Source organism: Butyricicoccus sp. (assembly GCF_977037065.1).
In genome coordinates, this window is record NZ_CDRQNY010000007.1 from 21983 (window position 1) to 39955 (window position 17973).

Annotated in this window: 14 protein-coding genes; 12 read left to right on the forward strand and 2 right to left on the reverse strand. The window is 56.5% G+C overall.

Annotated features, from left to right (window positions below; translation table 11 throughout):
* Positions 1-328: 328 nt before the first annotated feature.
* The 12 genes from ACWVX6_RS04160 (at position 329) to ACWVX6_RS04215 (ending at position 16089) form a co-directional block, all read left to right on the forward strand.
* On the forward strand, positions 329-1834 hold the full coding sequence (locus tag ACWVX6_RS04160) for an IMP dehydrogenase (protein ID WP_118285641.1): 1506 nt from the start codon (positions 329-331) through the stop codon (positions 1832-1834).
* A gap of 87 nt (positions 1835-1921) precedes the next feature.
* Complete coding sequence (locus tag ACWVX6_RS04165; RefSeq protein WP_118760282.1) at positions 1922-3214, forward strand: chloride channel protein; 1293 nt, start codon at positions 1922-1924, stop codon at positions 3212-3214.
* A gap of 120 nt (positions 3215-3334) precedes the next feature.
* Positions 3335-3991: an HAD family hydrolase gene (locus ACWVX6_RS04170; protein WP_455152426.1), complete on the forward strand. Its 657-nt coding sequence runs from the start codon at positions 3335-3337 to the stop codon at positions 3989-3991.
* 110 nt (positions 3992-4101) lie between these two features.
* The gene (locus ACWVX6_RS04175) at positions 4102-5490 is read left to right on the forward strand and encodes an MATE family efflux transporter (RefSeq protein WP_455152427.1); all 1389 of its coding nucleotides are present in this window, start codon (positions 4102-4104) and stop codon (positions 5488-5490) included.
* Positions 5487-5945, forward strand: coding sequence for an S-ribosylhomocysteine lyase (locus tag ACWVX6_RS04180; RefSeq protein WP_110436301.1), 459 nt, complete (start codon positions 5487-5489; stop codon positions 5943-5945). Before ACWVX6_RS04175 ends, ACWVX6_RS04180 begins: the two co-directional genes overlap by 4 nt.
* 87 nt (positions 5946-6032) lie before the next feature.
* Entirely contained in the window at positions 6033-6236 is a 204-nt protein-coding gene (gene rpmE, locus ACWVX6_RS04185; RefSeq protein WP_016147979.1) for a 50S ribosomal protein L31, read from the forward strand.
* Between the two features lie 928 nt (positions 6237-7164).
* Positions 7165-8445: a GTPase HflX gene (gene hflX, locus ACWVX6_RS04190; protein WP_455152428.1), complete on the forward strand. Its 1281-nt coding sequence runs from the start codon at positions 7165-7167 to the stop codon at positions 8443-8445.
* Positions 8446-8557: 112 nt separating this feature from the next.
* Entirely contained in the window at positions 8558-9193 is a 636-nt protein-coding gene (locus tag ACWVX6_RS04195; protein WP_455152429.1) for a YigZ family protein, read from the forward strand.
* Positions 9194-9314: 121 nt separating this feature from the next.
* The gene (locus ACWVX6_RS04200; RefSeq protein WP_455152430.1) at positions 9315-10316 is read left to right on the forward strand and encodes a deoxyguanosinetriphosphate triphosphohydrolase; all 1002 of its coding nucleotides are present in this window, start codon (positions 9315-9317) and stop codon (positions 10314-10316) included.
* A gap of 58 nt (positions 10317-10374) precedes the next feature.
* A complete protein-coding gene (gene dnaG / locus ACWVX6_RS04205; RefSeq protein WP_455152431.1) occupies positions 10375-12141 on the forward strand; it encodes a DNA primase in 1767 nt (588 codons plus the stop codon).
* Complete coding sequence (gene rpoD / locus ACWVX6_RS04210) at positions 12138-13376, forward strand: RNA polymerase sigma factor RpoD (protein ID WP_110436306.1); 1239 nt, start codon at positions 12138-12140, stop codon at positions 13374-13376. Before dnaG ends, rpoD begins: the two co-directional genes overlap by 4 nt.
* Before the next feature lie 628 nt (positions 13377-14004).
* Positions 14005-16089, forward strand: a complete 2085-nt coding sequence (locus ACWVX6_RS04215) for an elongation factor G (RefSeq protein ID WP_188885423.1) — start codon at positions 14005-14007, stop codon at positions 16087-16089.
* A gap of 209 nt (positions 16090-16298) precedes the next feature.
* On the opposite strand, the gene ACWVX6_RS04220 is transcribed toward ACWVX6_RS04215, so the two are convergent.
* Both ACWVX6_RS04220 and ACWVX6_RS04225 read right to left on the reverse strand, forming a co-directional pair.
* Positions 16299-17225, reverse strand: a complete 927-nt coding sequence (locus ACWVX6_RS04220) for an ROK family protein (RefSeq protein ID WP_455152432.1) — start codon at positions 17223-17225, stop codon at positions 16299-16301.
* Positions 17222-17962, reverse strand: a complete 741-nt coding sequence (locus ACWVX6_RS04225; protein WP_195386612.1) for a phosphatase — start codon at positions 17960-17962, stop codon at positions 17222-17224. The genes ACWVX6_RS04220 and ACWVX6_RS04225 overlap by 4 nt, the downstream gene beginning before the upstream one ends.
* Positions 17963-17973 lie beyond the last annotated feature (11 nt).

Genomic DNA, 17973 nt, shown 5'->3' on the forward strand with positions numbered 1-17973 from the left:
CATTGACATTGCGGCCGCACGATGGTAAATTGAGTACAACAAAAGCAAAGGGGCACCGGAAAAATACCGGACGGCTCCGCAGAACCTCAATACGCCACCATCATTCATTCCTCATTTCCAAATGAAAAATCCGCAGACGGGAACGTCTGCGGATTTTTCTATCTGTCAGAGGCTGATTTCGCGACAGCCGTTTGCACGGATTGCATAACACGCATGCGGCAAAAATCGTGAAAAACCGTCATATGCCCGCTTTACTTTACAGGGCAAAAAGGATATAATAAACTTAACTATCAAAAACGACCTATTTGGAGAAAAGGAGAACGACGAAATGGCGTATTATTTCAGTGAACCTTCGCATACCTTTAACGAATATCTGCTGGTACCGGGGTATTCCTCTGCGGAGTGCATGCCGGCGAACGTAAGCCTGCGCACACCAATCGTTAAGTACAAAAAGGGCGAGGAATCCGCGCTGTATGCCAACATTCCGATGGTTTCCGCAATCATGCAGGCGGTATCGGATGATCGTATGGCGATCGCACTGGCGCAGGAGGGCGGTATCTCCTTTATCTTCGGTTCGCAGTCGATCGAGAGTGAGGCTGCCATGGTTTCCCGCGTAAAGAGCTACAAGGCAGGCTTCATCGTATCCGACTCCAACGTAAAGCCGGACACCACCCTTGAGGAAGTCCTCAAGCTGAAGGAGCGTACCGGTCACTCCACCATGGCTGTTACCGATGACGGCACCGCGAACGGCAAGCTGCTCGGTATTGTCACCAGCCGCGACTACCGTGTTTCCCGCATGGAGCGCAGCGTTAAAGTCGAGGAGTTCATGACGCCGTTTGACAAGCTGATCACCGCTCCGGCAGACACCAGCCTCAAGATCGCAAACGACATTATCTGGGACAACAAGCTGAACTCTCTGCCGCTGGTAGACGACAAGCAGCATCTGGTTTATATGGTATTCCGTAAGGACTACGACAGCCACAAGGCAAACTCTCTTGAGCTGCTCGATGAGCACAAGCGTTATGTAGTCGGCGCAGGCATCAACACCCGTGACTACGCAGAGCGTGTTCCGGCACTGGTTGAGGCCGGCGCAGATGTTCTCTGCATCGACTCCTCCGAGGGTTTCTCCGAGTGGCAGAGCCGCACTCTGTCCTGGGTACGCGCAAAGTACGGCGACAGTGTAAAGGTCGGCGCGGGCAACGTTGTTGACCGCGAGGGTTTCCGCTTCCTTGCTGAGGCCGGCGCGGACTTCATCAAGGTCGGCATCGGCGGCGGCTCCATCTGCATCACTCGTGAGCAGAAGGGCATCGGCCGCGGTCAGGCTACCGCTCTGATCGAGGTTGCAGCCGCTCGTGACGAGTATTTCGAGGAGACCGGCATCTACATTCCGATCTGCTCGGACGGCGGTATCGTTCACGATTATCACTGCACGCTGGCGCTGGCTATGGGCGCCGACTTCCTCATGCTCGGCCGTTACTTCTCTCGTTTTGACGAGTCCCCGACGAACAAGGTCAACATCAACGGCAGCTACATGAAGGAGTACTGGGGCGAGGGTTCTGCCCGTGCCCGCAACTGGCAGCGCTACGACATGGGCGGCGACAAGAAGCTGTCCTTCGAGGAAGGCGTTGACTCCTACGTTCCGTACGCAGGCTCGCTGAAGGACAACCTCGGCCTGACCCTGAGCAAGGTACGTTCCACCATGTGCAACTGCGGCTCTCTGTCCATTCCGGAGTTCCAGAAGAAGGCAAAGATCACGCTGGTATCCGCAACCTCGATCGTCGAGGGCGGCGCACACGATGTTGTGCTCAAGGAAACCACATCTACGAGCAAATAAGCATAGTTTACTAACAAATTGCCCCACAGGTTATCTCTGCGGGGCAATTCTTATCGGAAATGAGATTGCATGAAGGGGAGGGGCGCTATGCCTCAGAATAATAAGCCGGGACGCCGTCTGCTGCGGCGGCTGTACGGTTCGTGGTACCGCGTGCGGCGCAATATCAGCGCGTTTGCGCGGTGGTGCCTGTTTGCAGTCATTATCGGCGTGGTGGTGGGCGCAGTCGGCGCGGCGTTTGAGCACGCACTCGAATGGGCGACCGAAACCCGTCAGGAATATAGCTGGACGCTGTATTTTCTGCCGCTGGTCGGTCTGTTTATTGCGTTCTGGTACAGTAAAATGGATATGCCGCTTGAACGCGGCACCAACTTCATCCTGACCTCGGTGCGGCAGGATCATCCGGTGCGGCTGCGGCTTGCTCCGAGCATCTTTATCACATCGGTGCTGACCCACCTGTGCGGCGGCTCTGCCGGACGAGAAGGTGCGGCGCTGCAGCTCGGCGGTGCGATTTCGGGCAATATCGGACATCTGATGCACCTGGATGATAAGGATTCCCGCACGATCACCATGTGCGGCATGGCAGCGTGCTTTTCGGCGCTGTTCGGCACACCGCTTGCGGCGAGCGTGTTCGCAATGGAGGTTATCAGCGTGGGCGTGATGTACTACGCGGCGCTGTTTCCGTCCATCCTCGCGAGCGTGATCGCGCATCAGGTAGCGCTGCAGCTTGGCGGCGGCACGACCGCGTTTACGCTCTCCGGTGTGCCGGAAAATACGGATGTGCTGCTCATTGTAAAGCTGGTGGCGTTCGGCGTGGTCTGCGCCGGACTGAGTGCGCTCGTGTGCATCATCTTCCATAAAATCGGTCATCTGTTCAAGCATTTTCTGCCGAACCAGTACGCCTGCATTGCGGTTGGCGGCGCGGTCGTGGTGCTCATCAGCCTGCTGCTCGGCACGCGCGACTACAACGGTGCAGGCATGCAGGTCATTGAACGCGCGATTGCCGGTCACGCGGCATACGAGGCGTTTTTCCTCAAGCTGGTGCTGACGGCCATCACCATCGGCGTCGGCTATAAAGGCGGTGAGATCGTGCCTGTGCTGTTCATCGGTGCGACCTTCGGCGCCGCCTACGGCGGATTTTTCGGTCTGGCGCCGTCCTTTGCGGCCGGTCTCGGCATGACGGCTGTGTTCTGCGGCGTGACAAATTCGCCGCTTACATCTATCCTGCTGGCGTATGAGCTGTTCGGAGGTCAGAGCCTTGCGCTGTTTGCGCTGGTCATCGCCATCGCGTACATGCTCTCCGGCTACTATGGCCTGTACAGTGAGCAGAAAATCATCTATTCCAAGCTCCAGCCGAGATATATCGACCGAAAAACCAAATAACCAACCATCCGTAGGGCGCGACGACTCGGCGCGCCGTGTAAATCATGTGCAGTTGCTGAAAAGGCGGCGTGCCGAGGCCGTCACGCCCTACGATATACGTTCTCGAAAGGAACAAAGTCAATGCAGAATTTCAAAGGTGCAATTTTCGACATGGACGGCACGCTTTTGGACTCCATGCCAGTCTGGAAGCGACTGACACAGCGCTACCTTGCGCAGTTCGACGTTCACATCACAGACGCGGACTACGCGGTATGCGAGGGCTTTTCCCAGCCGCAGGTCGCGGAGTATTTTCTGAAACGCTATCCGAACCTGCCGCTGACCCGGCAGCAGATGCTCGACGGCATGGACGAGATGATCACCTCGCGCTATGAGACGATTGCCCGGCCGAAGGACGGCGTGATCGACTTCCTCGAAAGCCTGCGCGCACGCGGCATCAAAATGGCCATCGCTACGCTGACGGCACGCCGCCACGCGGAGAAGGCGCTCATCGACCGCGACATGATGAAATATTTCGAGTTCATGCTCACCATCGAGGACGTAGGCGTGCCCAAGTACGAGCCGGACATTTATCTCGAAGCCGCCCGCCGTCTCGGTCTGACAGCAGGCGAGTGCATGGTGTTCGAGGATGCACCGTATGCGGGCGTAACGGCGAAAAAAGCCGGTTTTGCGCTCTGCGGCATGGCAGAACCCGCCTACGCGGAAGGCGAAGACACGCTTCGGCAGGTCAGCGATGTGTTCGTCGAGCATTCCTTTGCCGAACTTGCCGGAAAACTGTAAAAAACACTTGCAATATAACGCATCATATCCTATTATATATAGGAAAGAGAGTATGGAGCTGCGTTAGAAATCCTAACGCGGCTTCCTTTTACGTTGGGAGGCTGAAATTTTTGGAACAACAGAATAAAATGGGAACCGCCAAAATGGGCCCGCTGATCTTCTCGATGGCACTGCCGGCGATGATCTCCATGATCATCAACGCGCTGTACAATATCGTGGACAGTATCTTCGTGGCCAAGTATTCGCAGGATGCGCTGGCGGCGGTTTCGCTCGTATATCCGCTGCAGATGCTGGTCGTGGCGATCGGTGTCGGCACCGGTGTCGGCGTAAACTCACTGATCGCACGCCGTCTGGGCGAAAAGCGCCAGAAGCACGCGGACTCGGCGGCAGAGCACGGCGTAGCGCTGGCGGTTGTTGGCGGCATCGCATTCTTCATCCTTGGCTGGGGATTTTCGGGTGTATTCGTCGGCGCATTCGGTGCGAGCGAGGCGGTTTCGGCTTACGCTATCCAGTATTCGCACCTTGCGGTCGGCATGAGTATTTTTGTTATGATCTCGATGATGTGCGAGAAGATCCAGCAGTCCGGCGGCAACATGATCATCCCGATGTGTCAGGGCCTGACCGGCGCCATCATCAACATCATCCTTGACCCGCTGATGATCTTCGGTATCGGTCCGTTCCCGGAGATGGGTATTCGCGGCGCGGCGCTCGCGACCGTTATCGGCCAGATCTTCGGCATGGCGCTTGGTCTGTGGGGCGTGTTCCGTCGTCAGAAGGTGCTGAATGTCAACATGCGCGAGTTCAAGTGGCGCGGACAGACGATCAAGGACATTTACCGTGTCGGCCTGCCGGGTATTGTCATGCAGAGTGTCGTTTCCGTTATGACGGCGGGCATGAACGGTATTTTGATTGCCTTCTCGCAGACGGCGGTCAACGTACTCGGTGTGTATTTCAAGCTGCAGACCTTCGTCTTTATGCCGGTATTCGGACTCAATCAGGGTGCGCTGCCGGTTATGGGCTACAACTACGGCGCACGCAACCGCAAGCGTCTGATGGGGGCGTACAAGATCACGCTGACGGCGGCTGTCGTCATTATGGCGCTTGGTCTGGTGCTGTTCCAGCTGCTGCCCGAGCAGATGCTCATGCTGTTTGTGGACAAGTCCGATGCGGCGGCAGCACAGAAGATGATCGAGGTCGGCGTTCCGGCGCTCAAGACCATCAGCCTGTCGTTCCTCGGCGCGGCGTTCGGCATCATCAACTCCACGCTGTTTCAGGCCACCGCACGCGGCATGAACAGTCTGATCGTGTCTGTCTGCCGTCAGCTGGTCGTTATCCTTCCGGCGGCATGGCTGCTGGGTCAGCAGTTCGGTCTGAATGCGGTATGGTATGCATTCCCGATCGCGGAGATCGCGGCATTCTTTATCTCGTATATTCTGCTCTGGCGCGAATACCGCACGGAGCTTCGATTCCTTGGTGTTGAAAGGGAGGCAAAGGCATGAAACGAATTGCCAGCTTTGAAGTAAACCATGACAAACTGAAGCCGGGTATGTATACCTCGCGTATCGACGGCGACATCACCACCTATGACATCCGCATGGTGTACCCGAATGCGGGCACTTACATCCAGCCTGCGGCGGGGCATACGTTCGAGCACCTGTTTGCAACCTATGCACGCAACTCGAAGTTTGCCGATCAGATCATCTACTGCGGTCCGATGGGCTGTCAGACCGGCTTTTATTTTCTCGTGCGCGATATGAAGCCGTCGGATGCGATTGCGCTCGTGCAGGAGAGCATGGCGTTTATCGCCGCTTACGAGGGCGAGATTCCGGGCGCGAGCCGCATTGAGTGCGGCAATTATCTGCTGCACGATCTGGCAGGCGCAAAGCAGCTTGCTGCGTCCATGATTCCCGTGCTCGAGGGCTGGAAAGAAGAAAATCTGATTTATGAAAAATAATGCTTGCATTTTCGGAAAACATGTGGTAAGATAATTTTACGACTGTTGGAGATATGTAAACATATCCGTGGAAAGAGGTGAAACAACATGAAACAGGGCATCCATCCCGACTACAAGCAGACCACGATCCGCTGTGCCTGCGGCAATGTCATTGAGACCGGCTCCACCAAGGAGAACATCGTCGTTGACGTTTGCTCCAAGTGCCACCCCTTCTTCACGGGTAAGCAGAAGCTGGTAGACACCGGCGGACGTGTTGATCGCTTCAAGAAGCGTTTCAATCTGGACAAGTAATGAGAAAAGCCATCGAAACGTGTTTTCGGTGGCTTTTTCGTTATCTGTTTGCAGATTGCGGAAGGGTGTTTGCGGCACAGGCGGTCTGGTGCGCTTGAACCGCGCAGGCGGTTCATCCTGTCCGGGCGGAAAGTTTTTCGCTGAACCTCAGCGGAGAGTTGCCGTCTGCGGACGGCAGGAGATTCGCCGTACCCACGGCGGTGGGCAAGAGGGTAGACACCTGCGGTTTCTACCCTCTTAACTCCCGTTTCCCTTTGTTTCTTAGCTTGGCGCAGACCAGAGACCGGCGACCGCTCCGAAATAGGGGTACGGCAGTCGGGTTACCCGTCTGTAGGGGCGCGCATTGCGCGTCCATTACTCGACCGATTCGCAGTTCTCGGATACCGTACTGCTACACAGGTGGTTTACTCTGCGCAGGCGCGGCATATCTGTGCCGCGCAACTCGTTTACGCGTTGTTATGGACAGCAACTACGAGTTTAATTTGATAACAGATGTTACCGCAGGGTGCGCTGACTTACAACGATAGGGCATTTTCTATATAACAAAAAATCCGCCACGGTTTGCCGTGACGGAAAAATATTCACTTTGTCTGCCTTTATATTACCGCAAATTGGACGGAAAATCAAGTCTTGTACGGTTTTGCGTTTGGGTGTAATAAATATAGAGGACAATTTAAGGCAATACCGCATAATTGAACAAGAGTGATTTGCGAGTAAATTTTGCGTACTGACGAGGCGCAGTTTTGCGGTAATACTTGATGTATTACCGTGAAACTTCGGCAGCGCGGACGGAACTCGCGCAAGGAACCGAAGCCAAAGTCAGGGCACAAAATTTCCGCAAAGCACCGCGGCAGCGCGACCGGAGCCTGCGCGAGGAGCCGCCGCTTTAATTATGCGGTGTTGCCTTAACAGCAAGGAGGAATTTTCCATGCCGTTTACCAATCAAACAGAAGAAAAGCAGATCGAACGGGCGGTTCTGGTTGGTCTGTCGTGTCCGAGCTTCAACGCCGATCAGGATGCGGACGAGCGCACGATGGACGAGCTGCGCGCGCTGGCGGAGATTGCCGGTGCGGAAGCTGTTGCGATGACGCTGCAGCGCCGTCCGGCACCGGATGCCCGCACGTTTATCGGTGAGGGCAAGGCGGAAGAGGTCAAGCAGCTTGCCGAGATGAACGACGCAAGTCTGATCCTGTTCGACAACGAGCTGTCGCCGTCGCAGATGAGCAATCTGGAAGAGCTGACCGGCCGCACGGTACTCGACCGCTCGGCGCTCATCCTCGATATTTTCGCGCAGCGTGCGCGCACCGGCGAGGGCAAGCTGCAGGTCGAGCTGGCGCAGTACCAGTACATTCTGCCGCGTCTGGCAGGTATGGGCAAGGCAATGAGCCGTCTCGGCGGCGGCATCGGCACGCGCGGACCCGGTGAGAGCAAGCTGGAGAGCGACCGCCGTCACATTCGCAGCCGCATCGACAAGCTGCGCCGTGATCTGGAGCAGGTGCGTCAGGTGCGCTCTGTGCAGCGCCGCCAGCGCAAAAAGGCCGAGCTGCCACTGGTTGCCATTGTCGGCTACACGAACGCGGGCAAGTCCACGCTGCTGAACACCCTGACCGGTGCGGGCATCGAGGCGAACGACCGTCTGTTCGATACGCTCGACCCGACCACGCGTAAAAAACGCATTTCGGATACGCAGGAAATCCTTCTGTCCGATACCGTAGGCTTCATCCGCAAGCTGCCGCATCATCTCGTATCGGCGTTTAAGGCAACGCTTGAGGAGCTGGCGTATGCCGATCTGCTGCTGCACGTTGTGGACGTTTCGGACGAAAACTGGCAGATTCATGCACAGACTGTGGATAAGGTTGTGGCACAGCTCGGCGCACAGGATATTCCGCGCGTGATGGTGTACAACAAGGCGGATAAGTGCGACCCGGACGTTATTCCGTTCATTCGACCGGATGAGGGCGTGAAGATTTCCGCAAAGAGCGGAGAAGGCATTGACGACCTGCTGACAGCCATCGAAAAGGCGCTCGGCAAGGGCAAGCATAAGGTAAAGCTGTGCATCCCGTACAGCGATGGTGCCGTGCTCGATATGCTGCACCGTGAAGCGCAGATCGACTCGACCGACTATGCCGCAGAAGGCACGATTGTCGAGGCGGTCGTGGATGATAAGACCTACGGCAGAGTTTCGACATACATTATGGATAATGAGTAATTAGTAATGAGGAATTAGGAATTAAGGTGCGCGAAGCGCATTTTGAATCATCGCGCATGGCGCGATACCGCAATTACTAACTACTAATTCCTGATTATTTAAGGATTTGCTGATGGAAAAAGACTACTTTGTGCCTTTTGCCGATTACGGCGAGGACAAATTTGAAGAAAAACGCTCCAAGTTCACCGGACGGCTGTGGCACGTTGAAACCGCCGAAGAGGCGGTAGCGAAGATAAAGGAGATGCGCGAGACCTACTGGAACGCGACACACAACTGCTACGCCTACATTCTCCGTGAAGGCAATGTGATGCGCTACTCGGATGACGGAGAACCGCAGGGCACGGCAGGCATGCCGATCCTCGAGGTGCTGCGCCACGAGAACCTGACCGACTGCGTTTGCGTTGTCACGCGCTATTTCGGCGGTATTCTGCTCGGCACGGGCGGATTGGTCCGCGCGTACACGCAGGGCGCGCAGGTGGCTGTCGCGGCGGCCGGTGTGCAGAGAATGAGCCTGTACACGGTGGCGCTCATCGCGTGCCCGTACAATCTGTACGAGATTATTCTGCACCTGCTGCCGGACCACGACTGCGCGGTCGAGGAGACCGACTACGGTGCGGATGTAACGCTGACCGTGACGCTGCCCGCCGGTCGGGAGGACAAGCTGAATCAAGCGCTCGCCGAAGCCACGGCAGGGCAGGTTTACGCCGAGGTCATGGAGACCCGATTCATGGGTCGGCGTGTCAAGTAAATACCGGATTGCAAGGCTCACAAAATTCTGAAAAAATTTTTGTGAAAAAAAGAGGATTTTCAGATTTCGTTTTGTATAACTATTATGTGACGGATTCTCCGAGGCTGAGGAGGCGGTACATATGACCATTCGAGAGCAGAACGAACAACGCGAGCACGCGGTGCTTGAGCCGTGGGCGACCTTTGCGGACAGCTCCGCAGGCAGGCTGCGCCCGATGGAGCCGTGTCCGTACCGCACCTGCTTTCAGCGCGATCGGGACCGCATTATCCACTCGAAGGCGTTCCGGCGGCTGGGAAACAAGACGCAGGTATTTATCTCGCCGGAGGGTGACCACTACCGTGCTCGGCTGACGCATACGCTCGAGGTCGCGCAGATTGCGCGGACCATTGCGCGGGCGCTCGGACTCAACGAGGATTTGACCGAAGCGATCGCACTCGGACATGATCTCGGGCACACGCCGTTCGGTCACGCCGGAGAGGCGGCACTCGATGAGGTTTGTCCATTCGGGTTTCGGCACAACGAGCAGAGTTTGCGCGTTGTGGATGTGCTCGAGAATTTGAATCTCACGCGCGAGGTGCGCAACGGCATTGTCTGCCATACCGGCAGGCGCAAGGCGAGTACGCCGGAAGGCCGCATTATCCACTTTGCCGACCGCATTGCCTATATCAACCATGATATTGATGACGCGGTACGCGCGGGTATTATCCGCGAGAGCGATATTCCGCAGCATTTGAGAAAACGCCTGGGTGGGACGCACGGCAAGCGTATTGATACGCTGGTGACGGCGATGATCGAGTACGGTCAGCGGTATCTGGAGATCGGCATGGACGAGCAGATGCACGAGGACATGATGGAGCTGCGGCAGTTTATGTTCGATCATGTGTACCACGGCACGGCTGCACAGCGTGAGGAAAAACGCGCAAAATCCATGCTGCGCAGTTTGTACGAATATTTTATCGAGCATCCTGACGAACTGCCGGACGATTACTTCGTGCTGCAGGCCCGGGGGGAGACGCTCGAGCGGATTGCGTGCGACTATGTTGCAGGCATGACCGACCGCTACTCGATAGCGGTCTATAAGAATTTGTTTATTCCGAAAAGCTGGAATAAGATTGAGGATTAACGAAAATGGGTATCATATATTCGTTTTCGTTCGATAAATAGGGAAGGAGGGACACGAAATGCCATTTGACCGCATATTTCTGGACGAGCTGTCCGCGCGGAACGACATTGTAGAGATCGTTTCGCAATATGTGCAGCTGAAAAAGAGCGGCGCGAACTATTTCGGTCTGTGCCCCTTCCACAACGAGAAAACCGGTTCGTTTTCGGTCTCGCCGGACAAGCAGATCTTTCACTGCTTCGGCTGCGGCGCAGGCGGCGGTGTCATCACCTTTATTATGAAGGCGGAAGGTCTGACCTTCCCGGATGCGGTACACTATCTCGCCGAGCGGGCGGGTATGCAGATACCCGAACAGGGTGAAGCTGAGCGCAAAGCGGCGCGCCACAGAGAGCGTCTGTACGCGCTCTGCAGGGACGCCGGACGCTATTATTATGACACACTCTGGCGGCCGGAAAACCGAACCGCACAGCAGTATTTTATCAACCGAGGTCTGTCCCGAAGGACGATGAACCGCTTCGGACTGGGCTATGCACCGGATTCCTTCCACGCGCTCATCGATGCGATGACGGCCAAAGGCTATACGCGCGAGGAACTCATGGACGCCGGTCTGGTCAGCCGCAGTGAAAAGGGACATATTTACGACCGGTTCCGCAACCGTGTCATGTTCCCGATCATCGACGTGCGCGGCCATGTGATCGCATTCGGCGGCCGTGTGCTGGACGATTCCAAGCCGAAGTACCTGAACTCGCCGGAAACGCCGATCTTCCACAAGAGCCGCAATCTGTTTGCGCTCAACCTGTCAAAAAGCACGAAGAACGATTATTTTATCTTAGCCGAGGGCTATATGGATGTCATTGCGCTGCATCAGGCGGGATTTGATTCCGCGGTTGCATCGCTCGGCACCTCGCTGACCGAGGAGCAGGCGCGCATTATCGCGCGGCACACCGACCGCATTGTCATCTCGTATGATGCGGACGGCGCCGGACAGGCGGCGGCACAGCGCGCGATCGACATCCTGAAAAAATGTGACCTGCAGGTCAAGGTGCTGCGCATTCCGGGAGCCAAGGACCCGGATGAGTTCATCAAGGCACGCGGCGCGGATGCGTTCCGCAATCTCATTGAACGCAGTGAGGATCACAATGCGTTCCGCATTGAGCAGATTGCCGCAAAGTACGACCTTGAGGACGATGAAGCACGCGTACTGTTCCTCAGAGATGCAGCGCGGATGCTCGCCGGCATCGAGAGCACCATCGAACGTGAGGTCTACGCCGGACGTGCCGCCAAGATGGCAGGTGTGACCGCCGAAGCCATGAACGTTGAGGTTCGGCGCGAACTCGGCATTCAGCGCAAGCGGCGAAAGGCCGCCGAACGGCGTGAGATACGCTCTCCGGTCGGATTGGCGCAGCCGAAGGACAGGTCGCTGGCGTATACCGACATGAAATCCGCCAAGGCCGAGGAGAATGTGCTTAGACTTCTGTTCTCGGATCAGAAATTGATTGCCGTTGCCGAAAAGGACTTGCAGCCGGCGTGGTTTTCCGCACCGGTGCTGCGTAAGATATACGAGCGCGTGCTGGAGCTGAACCGAAACGACCAGATGGTCGATGTGCTGTCCTTTGAGGGATGGCTGGAGCCTAACGAAATGAGCCTGCTGTCCGCGATACTCGAACCCGGCATTCCGGCCGGAGAGCATCGAGGGGAACTGCAGGAATACATAAACACTATACGAATGCAGCGCGTCAAGGATGGAACCATTACGCAGGCGGGAGAGGACCCGCTGCTTACATTCGGACGCATCAAAAAACAAAACGCGGGAGGACAAACGATATGACGAAAGCAAACGCAAATGCAGCCGCAAACGCACAGGAGCAGCAGGCAGCACAGCAGCAGATCCTGCGCGACCTGCTCGCGCTTGGCAAGAAGAACGGCCGCCTGACCCTCAAGGAGATCTCGGATGCACTGAGCCATCTGGAGCTGTCGAGTGAGGACATCGACAAGGTGTACGAGACGCTCGAGACCATGGGCATCGAGGTCGAGACGAACGGTGTGCTTGAGAAGGTCATCGGTGACGATGACGACTCCTTTGAGCCGGAGGAAGTGGAAGAGGTTCCGGAGGAAGAACTGGTCGATACCTCTGCCATGGCTGAAACGTTCGCCATTGACGATCCGGTCCGCATGTATCTGAAGGAGATCGGCAAGGTCGATCTGCTGTCCCCCGAGGAGGAGGTAACGCTCGCAGAGCGCATGCAGAAGGGCAACGAGGCCGCAGAGCGTATCGCAAACGAAGGCGATGCCATTCCGGCGGAGGAGCGCGCACAGCTTGAGAAGGATATCAAGCTCGGCGACCGTGCCAAGAAGCGTCTGGCTGAGGCGAACCTGCGACTGGTTGTCTCCATCGCAAAGCGCTATGTCGGCCGCGGCATGCTGTTCCTTGATCTGATCCAGGAGGGCAACCTCGGTCTGATCAAGGCAGTTGAGAAGTTCGACAGCACCAAGGGCTTTAAGTTCTCCACCTATGCAACCTGGTGGATCCGTCAGGCGATCACCCGTGCGATTGCGGATCAGGCGCGTACGATCCGTATTCCGGTACACATGGTTGAGACCATCAACAAGGTTATCCGCGTTTCCCGCCAGCTGCTGCAGGAGCTGGGCCACGATCCCAGCCCGGAGGAGATCGCCAAGGAGATGAACATGCCGGTTGACCGTGTGCGCGACATCCTGAAGATCGCGCAGGAGCCGGTATCGCTCGAGACGCCGATCGGCGAGGAGGAGGATTCTCACCTCGGCGACTTCATCCCGGACGACGACGCACCGGAACCGGCAGAGGCGGCCTCCTTTATGCTGCTCAAGGAGCAGCTCGTTGAGGTGCTCAAAACTCTGACGCCGCGTGAGGAAAAGGTTCTGCGCCTGCGCTTCGGCATCGAGGACGGCCATACCCGCACCCTCGAGGAGGTCGGCAAGGAATTCAACGTAACTCGCGAGCGTATCCGCCAGATTGAGGCAAAGGCGCTGCGTAAGCTGCGTCATCCGTCGCGCTCCAAGAAGCTGAAGGATTTCCTGAACTAAGCAAGATATCAAAAGCCGCTTACCATTGGTAAGCGGCTTTTTTATGGAAAACGGAGAATTGAGGACGGAGAATGAAACCGTTATGTTCATTCTCCATTCTCAGTTACTGCGATATTCGAGATACTGCAAAAAATGCTTGACCGCCGGAGATGCGTCTATCGTGTTGTAAAACTGCGGCAGAATTTGCCTGAGATCGGCAGAACGGACAGCTGTGCAAAATGCCGTCACAGGCTTCCCTTTGTCAGATTATGCGAAGGGCGTTTTTTCTTCCTTTGTGAAGTAGCACTAAAATTATATTATTTTATTTGTAAGAAATGAACAAAAGTAAGTGATTTCGCTGAAAATCTTTCAGAAATGCAAAAAACAAAGGAAAATTCGGATTTTTTATCAGAATGTGTGCGAAACGTACACTAAGTGGCCGCCGCTGTTATTCGACGGCGTTGTGAAAAATGCTACATGAAAATTGCACAAAAAACAGCTTGCATACCTGGCTTATGTGGTGTATAATAACGAAGAAGGGGAACGATCCCGCAAAGAGAGGATCGCTCCCGCGAAACAAAGCGCCCAGGAGTATAACGTGCCGGCAGGGCACGATAACAGGTTAGGGCAGGGGAGTGTAATATAAACTATGGCGAATTATCCGGTTAACAAGATCCGTAATGTATGTCTGATGGGTCACGGCGGCGACGGCAAGACCTCGCTGGTCGAGAGCCTGCTCAATATCGCCGGTGTAACCGACCGCGTTGGCAAGATCGCGGACGGCAACACGGTTTGTGACTTTGATCCCGAAGAGATCAAGCGCAAGTTTTCCATTTCCACGGCTGTAGCGCCGGTAGAGTGGAACGGCTGCAAGATCAATCTGCTCGATACCCCGGGTTTCTTTGATTTTGAAAGTGAAGTGCAGTGTGCACTGCGCGTTGCGGAGTCCGCGCTGATCGTCGCAACCGGCAAGTCCGGCCCGGGCGTCGGCACCGAAAAGGCTTGGGCTCACTGTGAGGAGCACGCAATGCCGCGTATGTTCTACATCTCCAAGATCGACGAGGAAAACTCGGATTACTATAACTCTCTGCACAAGCTGCAGAAGCAGTTCGGCGTATCGGTAGCGCCGATCGTTGTCCCGATTTTTGAGGGCAACCGCGATACCGTCGGCATTGTGGACTGCGTTATCCGCAAGGCGTACCGCATGGAAGGCAACAAGCGTGTCGAGATCCCGATCCCGGACAACATGAAGGACCGTATTGACCAGCACCGTGCAGCCCTGTGCGAGAACATCGCCGAGCTGTCTGAGGACCTGATGGAGCGTTACTTCGCAGGTGAGGAGTTCTCGGATGAAGAACTGATTGCCGGTATCCGTCAGGGCGTGAAGGATCTGGTTCTCGCGCCGGTATTCTGCGGCACTGCTGCAACCGGTATCGGCTCCTACGCACTGCTCAAGGGCATTGCGGACTACATGCCGTCTCCCGATGAAAAGCCGGTCGAGATCTGCGAGGACGAAAAGGGCGAGCTGATTGAGATCAACTGCACCCCGAACGGCTCTGCCTGTGCATTTGTATTTAAGACGGTCGCTGACCAGTACGGCCGCTTCTCCTACTTTAAGGTTATGTCCGGCGAGGTCAAGCAGGATATGACGCTGGTCAACAAGCGTGCCGATGCAAACGAGAAGATGGGCCACATCTTCACCGTATGCGGCAAAAAGACGACCGAGGTTCCGGTGATCGGCTGCGGTGACATCGGCGCCGTTTCCAAGCTGGTTACCACCAAGACCGGCGATACGCTTTCGATGAGCGTTCGCAAGGTTGAGCTTGAGTCGATCGAGATTGCGCCGCCGTGCTACACGCAGGCAATCGCGCCTAAGGTAAAGGGCGTTGAGGAGAAGATCTCCACCGGTCTTGCTCGTCTGCGTGACGAGGATCCGTCCTTCGATACCGAGTTTAACCCGGAAACCAAGCAGCACCTGATCTCCGGTGCCGGCGATATTCATCTGGACGTTCTGTGCTCCAAGCTGAAGGATAAGTTTGGCGTAGAGGTTACGCTGACCGACCCGATCGTTCCGTACCGCGAGAAGATCCGCAAGGCTGTTACGGTAGAAGGCAAGCATAAGAAGCAGTCCGGCGGTCATGGTCAGTACGGCCACGTTAAGATGGAATTTGCACCGTATGCCGAGGGCGATTACCTGTTCCAGGAGAAGATTTTCGGCGGTTCCGTGCCGAAGAACTTCCATCCGGCAGTTGACAAGGGCATCCGCGAGGCGATGGAGCATGGCGTTCTGGCCGGCTACCCGATGGTTGGCCTGCGTGCAACCCTGCTCGATGGCTCCTACCACGATGTAGACTCCAACGAGCTGTCCTTCAAGATGGCAGCACGTCTGGCATACAAGGCCGGTATCCCGGAGGCAAATCCGGTACTGCTCGAGCCGGTATGCTCGCTCAAGGTCGTTATCCCGGATTCCTACATGGGCGATGTTATCGGCGATCTGAACAAGCGCCGCGGCCGCATCATGGGCATGAATCCGCTCGACGGCGGCAAGCAGGAGATCGTAGCCGAGTGCCCGATGGCAGAGCTTGGCGATTACGCGATCAAGCTGCGCTCCATGACGCAGGGCAGAGGCTCGTTTGTTTCCCAGTTCGAGCGCTACGATGAGGCACCGGTTCCGGTACAGGAAAAGGTTATCGCAGCGAATAAGGCTCGTCTGGAGGCACTGAACAAGGAATAACATTCCCTGCATTTTGTGAAATTGAAACCGGCTGCGTGAGCGGCCGGTTTTTCTTTGGTTTAACTTTCCACTGGAGAGGTGCGAATAGGCGCCAACCTTTGACGGGGAGGTTCGCCGCGCCCGCGGCGGTGGGCAAGAGGGTAGACACCTTGGTGTCTACCCTCTTGTGCCCCTGCCGGGCAGGCAAGATTCGTTCGCTTCGCAAGCGATTACTCTGCAAGCATCGCTGCGCCCACCAGACCTGCGTCATTGCCGAGCGACGCACAGACGATCTCGGTATTTTGGTCCTCACCGCGGAAGGTCTGCGGGAAAGTAAGCATGCGCAGCGGCTCGAGCAGCTTTTCGCCATAGCCCGCCAGTCCGCCGCCGAGCACGATACTCTCCGGTTGGAACAGATTGACAAAACTTGCCAGACCGTTCGCCAGATTGCCGCAGTATTCGTCGAACAGCTCCTGCGCGAGCGCGTCACCTGCGTCTACTGCATCGCAGATCTGCTTGGCGTTCAGCTGACCCTTGTGTACAGCAAGCACGCTCTTTCGTCCGTCCTCGAGCGCACGCTCGGCAAACCGCACGAGCGAAGCCGCCGAGCAGTACGCCTCCAGACAGCCGCGCCGTCCGCAGTTGCACGGCTCGCCGTCTTTTCGGATAACCATGTGCCCGATCTCACCGGCAATGCCGTTGCAGCCGGTGTACAGCTGGCCGTTAATGATAATGCCGCCGCCAACGCCGGTGCCGAGCGTTACCATCAGCATGTTGCGCGTGCCCTTGGCCGCACCGGCAGTCGCTTCGCCGAGCGCGGCGCAGTTCGCGTCGTTATCCAGATGCACCGGACAGCCGAACTCAGGCAAAAACGCATCCGCAAAGCTGACGTTATTCAGACCCAGATTGGTGCCGAACCGCAGGGTGCAGGTTTTCTTGTCAAACGAGCCGGGCACGCCGATGCCGATCGCCGTTACGTCCTCTACTGCACAGCTGTGCGCCCTGCACAGCGAGAGCGCCAGCGTTTTCATATCCGTTTTCAGGCCGGCTGCGTTGCCGGTCCGGGTCGGAAGGCTGTCTTTGCACAGCAGCGTGCCGTCCTCGGTGCAGAGCGCCGCCTTGACGGTCGTGCCGCCCAGATCAATACCGATTCTCACAGCAAATCCTCCTCGTCGAACAGATGCAGGCCGCGGCCCTTGAAATAGTTGTTCAGCCGCTCCACACTGCTGTTGATGATCAGCTCCTCCGGGAAACCGATCTCCTCGAGCATTTCCAGTGCGCCCTCCACATGACCGACGCGGTAGCAGATATGGCTGTCGCTGTCCACCGAGATAGGCACCTCATACTTCATGCACAGGCGGGCGATGTCCATGCAGTTGTCATGGCTGCCCTTACGGATGGACAGAGACGCGTTGTTGATCTCGACAATCTTGCCGTGGTCGTTGCAGCGGCTGATGATGTACTCGTGGTCGAACGGGAAGTTGGAGTTGCCGAGGTGGCCGAACGCGTTGACATACGGGTTGTACAGGATGGCCTCGAGCGCCGCCGTGTGCACGCTGCTGTCCGCCGGCGGGAACATGCACTCGTGGAAGGACGCGAGCGCAAACTCAACGGGCTTGAGACTCTTGTTGGAAATGACGTTGATGCCGCCTGCCGGAGCGGTGATGTCGAATTCAATGCCGCGAATGACCGTTACCTTGCCAATCTTGCGCGGGATAAGGTCCAGGTTGGAAAAATGCCACTCGTGCGGGCCGTCCGGATTGGTGGGGCCGTGGTTGGTGATGGCGATAGCCGCAAGACCGCGGTCCTCGGCCGCCTGCACCATTTCGGTGAGCGTGCTGAATGCGTGGTCGGTTACATTGGTGTGGGTATGCAGGTCTGCGATGATTTGCATGGGAAAAGGCT